This window comes from Colwellia sp. E2M01 (assembly GCF_018860585.1).
Lineage (GTDB): Bacteria > Pseudomonadota > Gammaproteobacteria > Enterobacterales > Alteromonadaceae > Colwellia.
On sequence record NZ_JAHKPR010000069.1, the window covers coordinates 1 to 13064 of the forward strand.

The 13064-nt window shown below is 34.4% G+C and carries 14 protein-coding genes; 12 read left to right on the top strand and 2 right to left on the bottom strand.

The window, feature by feature from the left end:
- Positions 1 to 134: 134 nt before the first annotated feature.
- Together pgl and zwf are read right to left on the bottom strand one after the other, a co-directional pair.
- Positions 135 to 830, bottom strand: a complete 696-nt coding sequence (gene pgl, locus KO502_RS13055; protein ID WP_216023005.1) for a 6-phosphogluconolactonase — start codon at positions 828 to 830, stop codon at positions 135 to 137.
- Positions 830 to 2299, bottom strand: a complete 1470-nt coding sequence (gene zwf / locus KO502_RS13060) for a glucose-6-phosphate dehydrogenase (protein WP_216023006.1) — start codon at positions 2297 to 2299, stop codon at positions 830 to 832. The genes pgl and zwf overlap by 1 nt, the downstream gene beginning before the upstream one ends.
- A 524-nt stretch (positions 2300 to 2823) precedes the next feature.
- Here zwf and KO502_RS13065 point away from each other — a divergent pair.
- From KO502_RS13065 to KO502_RS13120, 12 genes are all read left to right on the top strand, one after another.
- Positions 2824 to 3672: a MurR/RpiR family transcriptional regulator gene (locus KO502_RS13065; RefSeq protein ID WP_216023007.1), complete on the top strand. Its 849-nt coding sequence runs from the start codon at positions 2824 to 2826 to the stop codon at positions 3670 to 3672.
- 100 nt (positions 3673 to 3772) lie between these two features.
- A complete protein-coding gene (pyk, locus tag KO502_RS13070) occupies positions 3773 to 5224 on the top strand; it encodes a pyruvate kinase (protein ID WP_216023008.1) in 1452 nt (483 codons plus the stop codon).
- A 310-nt stretch (positions 5225 to 5534) separates the two neighbouring features.
- Entirely contained in the window at positions 5535 to 6221 is a 687-nt protein-coding gene (locus KO502_RS13075; protein WP_216023009.1) for a cytochrome b/b6 domain-containing protein, read from the top strand.
- A 159-nt stretch (positions 6222 to 6380) separates the two neighbouring features.
- A complete protein-coding gene (locus KO502_RS13080) occupies positions 6381 to 7280 on the top strand; it encodes an ABC transporter ATP-binding protein (RefSeq protein WP_216023010.1) in 900 nt (299 codons plus the stop codon).
- The gene (locus KO502_RS13085) at positions 7277 to 8437 is read left to right on the top strand and encodes an ABC transporter permease (protein ID WP_216023011.1); all 1161 of its coding nucleotides are present in this window, start codon (positions 7277 to 7279) and stop codon (positions 8435 to 8437) included. The genes KO502_RS13080 and KO502_RS13085 overlap by 4 nt, the downstream gene beginning before the upstream one ends.
- On the top strand, positions 8428 to 8697 hold the full coding sequence (locus KO502_RS13090) for an acyl carrier protein (RefSeq protein WP_216023012.1): 270 nt from the start codon (positions 8428 to 8430) through the stop codon (positions 8695 to 8697). Before KO502_RS13085 ends, KO502_RS13090 begins: the two co-directional genes overlap by 10 nt.
- Positions 8694 to 9848: a beta-ketoacyl synthase N-terminal-like domain-containing protein gene (locus KO502_RS13095; RefSeq protein WP_216023013.1), complete on the top strand. Its 1155-nt coding sequence runs from the start codon at positions 8694 to 8696 to the stop codon at positions 9846 to 9848. Before KO502_RS13090 ends, KO502_RS13095 begins: the two co-directional genes overlap by 4 nt.
- 1 nt (position 9849) lies before the next feature.
- The gene (locus KO502_RS13100; RefSeq protein WP_216023014.1) at positions 9850 to 10470 is read left to right on the top strand and encodes a hypothetical protein; all 621 of its coding nucleotides are present in this window, start codon (positions 9850 to 9852) and stop codon (positions 10468 to 10470) included.
- 7 nt (positions 10471 to 10477) lie between these two features.
- Positions 10478 to 11131: a three component ABC system middle component gene (locus KO502_RS13105; RefSeq protein WP_216023015.1), complete on the top strand. Its 654-nt coding sequence runs from the start codon at positions 10478 to 10480 to the stop codon at positions 11129 to 11131.
- Between the two features lie 166 nt (positions 11132 to 11297).
- Positions 11298 to 12035 carry a beta-ketoacyl synthase chain length factor gene (locus KO502_RS13110; RefSeq protein WP_216023016.1) on the top strand — a complete coding sequence of 246 codons (738 nt, stop codon included), beginning with the start codon at positions 11298 to 11300 and terminating at the stop codon, positions 12033 to 12035.
- Entirely contained in the window at positions 12032 to 12811 is a 780-nt protein-coding gene (locus KO502_RS13115; RefSeq protein WP_216023017.1) for a lysophospholipid acyltransferase family protein, read from the top strand. Before KO502_RS13110 ends, KO502_RS13115 begins: the two co-directional genes overlap by 4 nt.
- Positions 12795 to 13049 carry a phosphopantetheine-binding protein gene (locus KO502_RS13120; RefSeq protein WP_216023018.1) on the top strand — a complete coding sequence of 85 codons (255 nt, stop codon included), beginning with the start codon at positions 12795 to 12797 and terminating at the stop codon, positions 13047 to 13049. The genes KO502_RS13115 and KO502_RS13120 overlap by 17 nt, the downstream gene beginning before the upstream one ends.
- Positions 13050 to 13064: the final 15 nt, after the last annotated feature.

Consider the following 13064-nt stretch of genomic DNA (forward strand, 5'->3'; position numbering starts at 1 on the left):
ATACTTAAATCCTACGTTCCTTTCAATCGCAATAACCAGTTATTACTCAATCAAGCGCCTTGTCTTTAAATATTTTCCCTTCGCACAGCTAGACCAGAAAATTATCGGAATTGGTATAATCTTATAAGATAATGCTATGGCGCCCAATAAACTTGAGTTTTCAACGTAGGGTGATGTAAAAATGCTCTAATTGGCATTTCAAAAATATTTTCACTTTCTTGTGCTTGCTCTAATACTGTTTTTTTATTCTCTCCACACAAGTGTAAAAAAATATTTTCACTTTGGCTTAATGCCGAAAAAGTAAAGCTAATACGTTCGTGTGGTGCTGTTTTAGGAGTAACCTTTAACAAGGCATCCTTATTATCAATCGATAAACCTTGTTCAATTTGCTCACTACAAGGAAAAAGTGAAGCTGTGTGACCATCTTCACCCATACCTAATATCAACACATCCAGCGGTAAAACCGTCGAGTTGGCTTCGAGGTTTAAGTCATTTAATGTTTCTACGCTAAACTCCTCTCCTCGTTTTAAATGAAAGAACTTTGCCGCTGCAGCCCTATTTTGTAAAAGATTTTCATGTACCAAACGGGTATTACTATCAACACTGTCATTTTCAACCCAACGTTCATCAGCTAGAGTGATAGTAACCTGTTCCCAAGCAATATTACTTTGTGATAATTCATTAAAAAAACCTTTAGGTGTTGAGCCTCCAGAGACTGCGATGCTCGCTTTACCGTTCTTTTTAATAGCTTGGTCAAGCAATCCACTTACCGTTTGTGCTAACGATAAATCCAATTCATTACGTGTAGAAAATTCTGTTAATGTTTTCATTACTCAACCCATTGGCGATCATCGCGCGCGATTAAAGAAATTGAAGAAACTGGTCCCCATGAGCCTGCCGCATATGGTTTAGGTGCTTCACCAGAAGCCTTCCACGCATCAATAATACTATCAGCCCAAATCCATGCAGCTTCCACTTCATCACGACTAACAAATAGAGATTGATTGCCATTTAGTATTTCTAACATTAAACGTTCATAACCATCGACAACACGTTCGTTTTTATAGGTATCAGAGAAGCTTAAATCTAATTTGTTTTCTTGGATGCGCATTTGTGACGCAATACCAGGAATTTTATTCATCATTTGCAATTCAACACCTTCATCAGGTTGCAAACGAATAGTTAATTTATTGGCTGGTAGATCACTGTAACTATCTTTAAATATATTATGCGGTGGCTTTTTGAAATGGACGACTATTTCGCTGTGTTTCTTTGGCATACGTTTACCAGTACGAAGATAAAACGGAACCCCCGTCCAACGCCAATTTTCAATTTCTGCTTTAATCGCAACAAATGTTTCGGTGTTACTGTTTTCGTTCGCATCGTCTTCATTCAAATAACCAGGTACTGCCGCACCTTCTAAGAAACCATCAGTATATTGGCCACGAACAGCTTTCTCTTTGATATTGTTTAAGTTGATTGCTTTTAATGCTTTAACAACTTTTAATTTTTCAAGGCGAACACTTTCTGCACTTAAATCTGCAGGTGGCTCCATTGCTAATAAAGACAATACTTGTAATAAGTGGTTTTGTACCATATCGCGCATTTGCCCGGCATCATCATAAAAGCCCCAGCGACCTTCAATACCAACGCTTTCTGCAACGGTTATTTGAACATGATCAATACTATTGCGATCCCAGTTATTAGAAAATAAAGAGTTAGCAAAACGTAAAACCAATAAGTTGAGTACAGTCTCTTTACCTAAATAGTGGTCTATGCGGTAAGTTTGGTTTTCTGTGAAAAATTCAGAAACTTGATTATTGATAGCAATTGAAGACTCTAATGAGTGTCCTATTGGCTTCTCCATTACTACACGGTCTGCAGCCGTTATTAGATCGGCATGATTAAGCCCCTTACAGATATCACCAAAAATCGCTGGTGCTGTAGAGAAATAATAAATACGAGTTTTATTACCGTTTGCTAATGTATCAGCTAAGTTAGTAAATGAAGTGATTTCTTTAAAATCGAGTTTTTGATAAACCAAACGATCCATAAAGCGAGCTAATACAACATCGTCAATTTTTTCTTTAACAAACGTATTCAAATTTTCAAGAACAACAGTTTTAAACTCTTCAAGACTATGCTCTTGTCTAGCCGCGCCAATAATACGGCTATCTTCATTAATAAGTCCGCAAACTTCTAATTGGTATAGAGCGGGTAATAATTTACGACGAGATAAATCTCCTAATGCTCCAAAAATTACGATTTCACTTGCGGGTTGACAATCTAAATTACTCATAGAATTTCTCTTCTGCCTCATATAAGTTTTATTACTGTGGTTCTACTTTAAACGTTAATCATTGTCTATTGTATAGATGATTATACTCAATCAATATTTCATGTATATTTCATGATAATAATTGAATAAAAGTAGAGAATATTGAATATAACGAAATTAGATAATACCTTAACTTATCGCTTGTTTAATTGACAGTAAAGAAGTTTTTGTAATTTTATTACAAAAAGTATTTATTTTTACATGATTTACATTTCATAAACATAAATACAGGTTCAACAACAAAACAGCATGCAGACCATAAAGTAATGGTCTTCAGTTAAGTTTAACTTAGCGCATAAATTTATAGCGCATAGTATAACGATTTAATTAATGAAATAAAATTTCATTTTTTCTGTTACTTAGCTAGAAAATAAATTACAGTGTATTCTAGTGTTATATTGTAAGGGACTCTTTAATTGTACTATTAAATAAGAATTAAAGAAGACTTAAAACATATAAAAATTGCGAGCTAGGATCAGGCCAGAATGAACATATTAGAAAAAATAACGAACGAACTAGACATGCTCAGTAAATCTGAACGAAAAGTAGCAGAAGTTATTTTAGCCTCACCAAATACAGTTATTCACTCAAGTATTGCAGCATTAGCTAAACAAGCAAATATAAGTGAACCAACGGTTAATCGCTTTTGTCGTCGCTTAGACACTAAAGGTTATCCCGATTTCAAATTACATTTAGCGCAAAGCTTAGCTAATGGTACTCCTTATGTTAACCGACACGTAGACGAAAACGATAGTGCCGATGAATATACAGCTAAAATATTTGAATCGACCATGGCCAGTCTCGAATTAGCACGTAAGAGCTTAAACGCTAATGACATTAATCGCTCTGTTGATGTACTAACACAAGCTAATAAAATTTCATTTTTTGGTTTAGGTGCTTCAGCTATAGTCGCACATGACGCCCAAAATAAATTTTTCCGTTTTAATGTACCTGTCGTTTATTTTGATGACATATTAATGCAGCGTATGAGTGCTATTAATAGCCGTCAAGGCGATGTTGTTGTTGTGATCTCACACACAGGACGTACTAAATCGCTTGTAGAAGTAGCAAGTTTAGCAAGAGAAAATGATGCAACTGTTATAGGTATTACCAGTATGGGTACCCCCCTATCGAAAGAGTGTAGTATTATACTTTCAGTGGATGTAACTGAAGACACTGATTTATATATGCCAATGTCATCTCGCATTGCGCAACTTGCCCTAATTGATGTGCTAGCGACTGGTTTTACTTTACGTCGTGGTAGTAAATTTAGAGATAACCTGAAAAAAGTAAAAGATAGTTTACGAAGTTCTCGCTTCGATAGAAAAGACTAATTGTTAATCACTGATATTTAACTGGTTATTTTAAATATCATTCACAATTTTGATAAACGTAATTTTAATAAACGTAACTTAAAAACGTAAGAGGATTAAAATGTCTAGAAGAACTAAAATAGTTGCGACCTTGGGTCCGGCAACAGATGATAAAGCAATTTTAAAAAGTGTATTAGCTGCAGGGGTAAATGTAGTTAGGCTTAATTTTTCACATGGCAATCCACAAGATCATATAGACAGAGCCAATGATGTACGAGCGATAGCAAAAGAGCTTGGTATTTATGTTGGTATATTAGGTGACTTACAGGGTCCCAAAATACGTGTTTCAACTTTTAAAAATGGCCCTATAAAATTAGCTGTTGGTGATAAGTTTGAATTAGACGCCACCTTAGAAAAAGGTGAAGGTTGCCAAGAAAAGGTTGGTATCGATTATAAAAAACTTGTTCAAGATGTTGGTGCTGGCGATATATTATTACTTGATGATGGCCGAGTACAGTTAAAAGTATTATCAACTTCGGACACTTCTGTATTTACAGAAGTTACCGTTGGTGGACCTTTATCGAATAATAAAGGTATTAACCGTCAAGGCGGCGGATTAACAGCCCCTGCCCTTACCTTAAAAGATAAAGAAGATATTAAACTTGCTGCACAAATTGATGTTGATTTTCTGGCGGTTTCATTTCCTCGTAATGCTGATGATATGCATGAGGCACGAAAACTTGCTGTCGAAGCAGGTTGTCACGCTAGCTTAGTCTCTAAAGTTGAACGTGCCGAGGCAGTAAATGATGATGAAGTGCTCGATGCACTTATTTTAGCTTCTGATGTTGTTATGGTGGCACGTGGTGACTTAGGTGTTGAAATTGGAGATGCTGCACTTGTTGGTAAGCAAAAACATATTATCGAACGCTCTCGTAAATTAAACCGCGTTGTGATCACCGCGACCCAAATGATGGAAACGATGATCGAACAACCAATGCCAACTCGCGCTGAAGTAATGGATGTATCTAATGCGGTATTAGATGGTACAGATGCTGTAATGTTATCAGCTGAAACGGCTGCAGGTAAATATCCGATAGAAACAGTTAAAGCGATGGCTAATGTATGTGCCGGTGCAGAAAAACACCGTTCTGTAAACAAATCTAGCCACAGACTTGAACGAACCTTTGATGGCGTATCTGAAACTATTGCTTTATCTGCTATGTATGCTGCCAACCACATGCAAGGCGTTAAGGCTATTGTTGCGTTAACTGAATCTGGCGAAACATGTAAACTGATGTCGCGTATCACTTCAGGACTACCAATTTTTGCGCTTTCTCGTCACGAAAAAACACTTAATACCAGTGCTATTTATCGTGGTGTTTACCCCGCATCATTTGATTCAATTGATACAAACCCTGAAAAATTATCATATAAGATAATACAAGTACTAAAAGATAAAATTGATTTATCTGTTGGTGACAAACTTATGTTAACGCATGGTGATTTGATGGAAACAATTGGGGCTTCTAATACCTTAAAAGTACTGGTTGTTAACGAAAGCCATCTTAAGTAACTGAAAGCTTAGCTTGTCATGCTACCCATGTAAGTAAATTACATTGTAGATAACTAACGATAACTAACAGTGTAGTAAAACTAAAATGATTTTTATCAAGACCAGATGCTTTGCATCTGGTCTTTTTATTTAAGATACTGACAATACACTAATTAATACCAATTCAGTATTAACTACAGCCAATGTATGGCTAATGCATATCGAGTTTAAAGCATAATAATCTGCTACAGTTATCCTATATTTCATATAACGCCTTTGATAAAGTAGGTATACTATAAACTCATTTATATTTAATGCTTAAGGTTAACTCATGACAAAAAAACACCTTATTTGGGATTTACCCCTTCGTATTTTTCATTGGTGCTTTGCTTTTACTATTTTCGGCTCTTGGTACACAGCCGAAAATAAAGATGATTATATAGACCTTCATATGCAACTTGGTTATGTTGCTTTAGGTTTAATTATATTTCGCGTGTTATGGGGGATTATTGGGCCTAAACATGCTCGCTTTTCACAATTTATTCCTTCACCAAAAACGTTAATTACTTACCTTAAAAAGTCAGATGCAAAACAAGCTACGCCCGGTCACAATCCACTTGGTGCGTTAATGGTCATCACAATGATTATTTTAATAACATTACAAGCCGTTAGTGGTTTATTTATAGATGATGATATATTTTCATCTGGGCCATATAATGGTGCTGTTAGTGATGGTATTGAAAATATAATGAGCTTTATCCACCACAACACTTTTAACTTTATGATTGCTGCAATTGTGATGCATATCTCGGCAATTTTTTTCTATTGGATAATAAAAAAACAAAACTTAGTTTTACCTATGATCACAGGAAAAAAGTCAGCTAAAGAAGTAAACGCTAGCGACGCTATTCCTAACTCTAAACTGTTATTGGGTATTGTTATAGCAGTATTATGTGCAGGCTTTGTTTACTGGTTAGTAGTAATTAATGCGCCTGTAATAGAAGACTTTTATTACTAAACAATTAAATAGTTGCCGACAGACTAAATAATAATCGCTACAAGCATTCTATTGAATATACCTAGCTTGTAGCGGTTTATATGTAGTTATACCTACTCGTAATCATACCTATTTTAAGTGTATACTTAACGAAAATTTAAAACATGGCCGCGTAACACCTTGAACGCTATTGAAATTAAGCAGTTAAGCTTTAAATACCCTCAAAATAACTATTATTCTTTAAGTGATGTTACTTTAAATATCAAAGCACAACGATGTACTGGCATTATCGGTCCAAATGGTGCGGGTAAATCTACTTTTATTTCAGCTTTATGTGGTTTAATACCGAATTTTGAAGGAAGTATAAAATACCCATCAAAATTGAATGAACATACATCATTAATAGACAGTGTAAAAAGTAAGGTCTCATTAGTACCACAAGAGTATGCCTTCTATCCGCAGCTAACCGTTATCCAAAACTTACATTACTTTCTATCACTCTGCCTTATTGCAAAAAACGAATGGAAAGTATTACTCGATGACATCTTAAGCCAATGCGAGCTCAGTGATGTACAACATAAAAAAGCTAAAAACTTATCAGGTGGTTATAAACGCCGATTAAACATTGCTATAGCCCTTGTGAAAAAACCTGATGTGCTCTTTTTGGATGAACCTACTGTTGGTATAGATCCTGAATCAAGGACTGTAATTATTCGCTTGCTTGAAACCTTTAAGAAGCAAGGAAAAACATTACTCTTCACTTCACACATGCTTGATGAGGTAGAAAAGATTTGTGATGATATTATTGTGTTTCGTGATGGTAAAGCGAAAATGAACGAAGAAGAACAGCAAAACAGCATTTTACTTTCAATAAGCTTTAATAAAGAACCTAAAAATAACGAATTTTTAGGTTTATATGAAAAAACTGAATTAAATACCTATCAAAAAACATTGTCTTCACAAGCTGAGTTATCAGCCCAGTTACAACTTTTAGCTAAATTTTCCGAGCAAATCAATAACATTAATTACTCTGCTAATTCTGTTGAATGTATTTATAACCAAACGCAGGCCGCTCAATGATTTTCAATAGCCTAAAAAAAGAAGCCCTGATCATATTAAGTGATATTCACAGTATTGGCGTATTGTTAATTCTCCCTGTCGCATTTATGTTAATTATGACATTCGCTATGAGTGGGCAATCACAAGATGTTATTGGTAAAATTAACATCAAAGTAACCAGCGTTGATAAAAACTTATATGTTGATGCTTATCAAGAGTACTTACAACAACAAGGTTTTAAAATAACGACAGAAGATAAAGTCGCAGATTTAGTTATACATTTACCCGATGATTTTGAAGAGAGACTCTTGACAGGCTTATCTGCTAAGTCTATTTCATTAACATTAAAAGCAAGCATTAGCCCGTCTATGCAACCTACAGTTATTCAATTAATATATGCCGGCTTTTCAAAGTTACGATTACATGCTTATATGCTAGACAGTGGCGATTTAGATGATCAGACATCGTTACTTGAGCAAATTAGCCAAGTAGAAAAAAGTACAGATGTTGAACAATATTTTGCACTTAATATAGCTGAAAAATCATTAGCTTCCCCTACTCTGTATAGTGTGCCTTCATGGATTATTTTTGGCATATATTTTATTGTTTTACCTGTGTCTATCACTGTTATAAATGAACAACAAAATGGCACGCTTATACGTTTAAAAACTTTCCCTATAAGTACTTCGCATTACTTTTTTACGAAAGTCAGTGCTTTTTGCTTACTCAGTACCGTACAATTTATAATTTTAACTCTTATAGGTATTTTTGCCGTGCCTTTAATTACAGCTCAACCAGCTATAACAGTTAATAGTTGGGCTCTTTATACCGTATCTGCTCTTATTATTGTTATTTCTGCCAATGCTCTAGCGTTTACCATTGCTGCCTTAGTAAGCAGTTATGAGCAAGCAATAGTACTTGGCGGTGGTATTAATATACTATTAGCTGCAATAAGTGGTTTTATGGTACCCATGAATATTATGCCTGAAATAATGGCTAACATTGCAAGTTGGTCACCTTTGTATTGGTCTGCGGAAATTATTAGAGCAACATTTATGGAAAGCAATACAGATTTAATATTCTCCTATCTGACTAATTTATTACTTTTTAGTGTGATAAGTTTAACGATAGCAAGATTCTTGTTTGTAATAAAAATTAGGAAATTAATGTGGAACTAGCGCAACTAAAAGAAAATCTTAAAAAGCTTATTGTAGAAGAATGTGAAAAAGAAGATGATATTGCTTGGCAAGATATCTTAGATGACGAACAATTATTTGGCTCTGAATCAAGAATTAACTTAGATTCTCTTGATGGTTTACAATTATCCCTTGTTTTAAAAAAATCTTTTGGCGTAAAGATAGAAGGCTCAAAAGATAGTCGTAAACATCTCACAACCGTTAATAGTATTGCAGCATTGATCACAGAGAGTAAGCAGTGATCAAAGAGTATCAGTCAGTCTATGTAGTAGCCTCATCTTCCATTAGTGCATTGGGTAAACAACAAGATTTACTCAACGATAATAAAACAAAGATAGAACTCGCCAATATTCCTACAGGTGAGCATCAAGCATTATATTATCCAATAAAAGATAACGTTTTAAACAAATCTTACGAAGTGATGATGAGCTTGCTCGCTGAACAAATTGACAAGTTATTGAGTCAAGCTGAGCTTACTAAATCACAACAACAAAAAGTCATGTTGTTTATTGGCTCTACATCTTTAGATATAAGCTGTATTAAACCTGATGATACAAAAGAAATTTGGCTATCTCAAACAGATAAAATAGGGAAAGCGCTGGTAGAATACTTTTCATTGAATGCCTTACATTTTACTTTTAATACTGCTTGTACAGCCGGGGCAAACGCGCTGCTCTACGCAACTAATTTTATTAAGCAAGGTAAAATTGATCATGCCATTGTTATAGGTTTTGAATTTTTTAATCAACTTTCTCTTAATGGCTTTGATTCTCTAGATTTAATTACTAAAAATAGCGTGAAACCTTTTTCAACTACACGAGACGGTTTAATATTAGGCGAAGGTATAGGTGCGATATTGCTGTCTAATGAGCCACCTATAAACCAGGTAAAGTCGCCTACTGAACAACCTGCTGAACATGGGTATTTAGAAATACTTGGCGGTTACTCATCTTGTGATGATCACAGTTTAACTATCACTGAAGAAGAAGGAACTCATATCGTTGAAGTGATAGAAAAGTCATTACACAACGCGGGTGTGAAACAAGCGCAAATAGATTTAATTAAAGTACACGGCACTGCTTCTATTAAAAGTGATTTAGCTGAATATAATGCTTTAAGTAAACTATTTACCACGATGCCAAAGGCCTTGGCATTAAAATCATTAATCGGTCATACCTTAGGGGCTTGTGGTGTTATTGAGTTAGCTTTATTTGATCATTTTAGTCATCATCAATATTTACCTAATATCCCCTATCAACAAAAAACCGATCTTTTAGTTCCATTCATAGACTCTTCTCATCAATTAACACAGTCCAATATTATGCTATTTAATCATTTTGGTTTTGGTGGAAACAACGCGGCTTTAATTATAAAAAAATGGGAATCAACATAAGATGAAGAAACTCATATTAAAAGCACATGAGAGCGTTCACTTTGCCGGTGATTTATCAGATAAAGACATTAGGAATATCGTAAAAAATGAAACAGGTCTTTCCGTCAGACGTTTAGATCGCTTCACGCTAATCGCATTAAATGCTGTTGATCGTTTAATAAAGCGTAATGAAACCTCGAAACATTTAGCTTTATATAGTGCTGCAGAATATATGTCGATTGAATTGTTTCAATCCGTTATTTTCGCCTTAGAAAATAATGAAGCAATACGTCCTTATGATTTTATTGCTACCGTAGGTAATGCTGCTAACTTCTATATATCTAAAGAATATAAAATAAATGGCCCTAATGTTTTTATCGGCGCTAGTGAAAATATTTTATTAAAAACAGCTTTATTAGCCGAAACGGATATCGAGTTAGGTCATTGCCAACAAGCTGTTATAGTGATCTGGCAAATAAACAATAAAGAGCGCAGTTGCCATGCTTTATTAGTTGAGCAAATAGAGGATAATTCGAAAGAAATAACTAATGAATGGCATAGTACTTTAAATAGCTGTAATGATTTATTAGAATTAACCGCTGATACAAAGTTGCCTATGTTATTAAATTTAAATTATAACTAACAATACAATGACGACCATTATTATCTCTGCTGATATTAATAGCCCTTGGTTTGTCGAACAACAAGCTTACTGGCTTGATCAACTAAATGATAAAGAGACTTTCCGATATAGTGCAATAAAAAGTCCTCGTAAAAAACAACAAATGTTATTAAGCCGTGCCTTAATAGCAAAAGCATTAACTAAATTTAATTGCAGACTCAATGGCAATTACGACATTATCAATTATGCTCATTTAGTTTTGCCTCTATATAACCAAACCTTTTCAATATCAATCACTCATAGTGGCACTATGGCAGCAATTATCTTAAGTGATAAGCAAATAAAGTTAGGTATAGATATCGAACAAATAAAAAAACGTAATTTTACCGAATTAGCAGCGGAGTTTTGCACCGATAGCGAGTTGTTATCAGTTAATCAAAATAACAATATAGAAGCAGACTTTTATCAGTTATGGACAGCAAAAGAATCCTTAGCTAAGGCAAGTCATTACCCGTTACATACTTTATATCAATGTGATTGCTCTATAGTACTGACAAATGATACAGGGGTAATACATTGGCAAAAAAACACTTTCTATTTTAAACTTTTTATTCTTCCTGGTTACAAAGGTACCGTTGTCCTAAATAGCCAAGAAAATATAGAAATAATCCCCTCCAACTAATTCCCTTTTTACAGATAACTATTTCACCTACAAATTTAAAACGTATAATGTAAGTTAATTAAATCTATTTAGTTGAATTGACTTGGGCGCTTAGGTAGAATTCGCGTCTCTTATATGTGCAATTGATTCACTCGATATAATTCAAATACAGGACAGTAAAGTTACCATGGAATTCCATATTGAAAAATTGTCCGCTTGGTGTGGAAATTTACACACAAGCCAACAGTGGCAACAATGGGCATTAGGTGAAATAACATATCAAGATGAAGATGAATTACCTGCATTGAAACAAATTCCCGCAATGCAGCGTCGACGTTTAAGCCGTTTTGCTAAATTAACAATGCAATGCGTTCTAGATGTAACGACCGAAGCGTCTATTGATGAGAGTAACCATATCCCTTGTGTATTTTCTTCGCGACATGGTGATTTACATAAAACATCAAAATTAATTGAAGATGTAGCACAAAAGCAAGATTTATCGCCTACCCACTTTGGCTTGTCTGTTCATAATGCGGTCGCAGGTTTATATAGCATTTTTTCAAAAAACAAACAGCCAATGACCGCTACTTCAGCTGGTGAAGATACTTTTTTAATGGCGCTTGTTGACGGTTATGCTAAGTTAGAAAGCCAAAAGCTAGATAGAATATTAGTGGTTTATACTGATGAAATAGTTCCTGAAAAATACACGCCTTATGTACCTGACACCGAAAAAACTATCTCTGTTGCTTTAATTTTAACGCGACAAAAAAGTCATCATAACGTAACCATAAACTTTACATCGCAACAAAATAAAAATATTGAAACTGAATTTCAGGCCTTATCTTTTTTATCTTTTCTTTATGGCAAAGAACAACATATTAATGTTAACTCCACTCGCTACCAGTGGAAATTAACTAAACTATGATTAATCATTACTGGCGACTATTTGCTACAGGAACTGCTTTTTTCTTATTTAGTTTAGGTGGAGGTATTCTTTCATTATTTGTTTTTCCTATCGTAAGATTATTATATCTAAGCAATGAAAATAAACGCCGCTCATGTGCACGTAAAATTGTTCATAAAACATTTAAAATGTTTATTGGCTATATGCAATTAGTCGGCATTATGAAAGTGGAATTTGAAAATGCTGAATTACTTAAAGCGAGCAAAGGCAATATTGTTATTGCAAACCACCCTTCATTAATTGATGTTGTTGTACTCATATCCATTATTGAAAATGCTGACTGTGTTGTTAAAGCTGATTTATGGAAAAACCCATTTTTAAAAGGTGTTGTCAGAAATACTGGTTATATTAATAACGAATCTGATCCTGATAAATTCATGCAAGATTGCACAAACTCATTCAATGAAGGCAATAATTTAATCGTTTTTCCTGAAGGAACCAGAACCACTCCAGGTAAAGCTATGCAATTTAAACGCGGTGCTGCTAATATAGCGCTGCGTACTAAAACAAACATGACACCAATATTATTATTTGTTACACCCTCAACGTTAAGTAAAGAATTAGCTTGGTATCAAGTACCAGAAAGACGCTTTACTTTTAAATTAGTGGTAAAACCAGAAATAGACGTAGCAAAGTACTTATCCACAGATGTTGTTTCAAATTCGGTAAGAGAGCTTACCAGAGACTTACTTAAATATTATAATGAGGAACTCAACCTTTATGAACGAGTTAATTAACGAAGTAAAACAATTAATTATTGAAACTTTAGAGTTAGAAGATATTGAACCTGCAGATATTGCCGACGACGAAGCATTATTTGTTGACGGCTTAGGGCTTGACTCAATTGACGCGTTAGAACTGGGCGTAGCAATAAAAAAAGCATATAATGTGAAAATTGATGGTGATTCAGCTGACAGTAAAAAACATTTTTACTCAGTAACTTCATTGTGCCAATTTATAGCTGAAAATAGATAACTAGGGTTATATTTT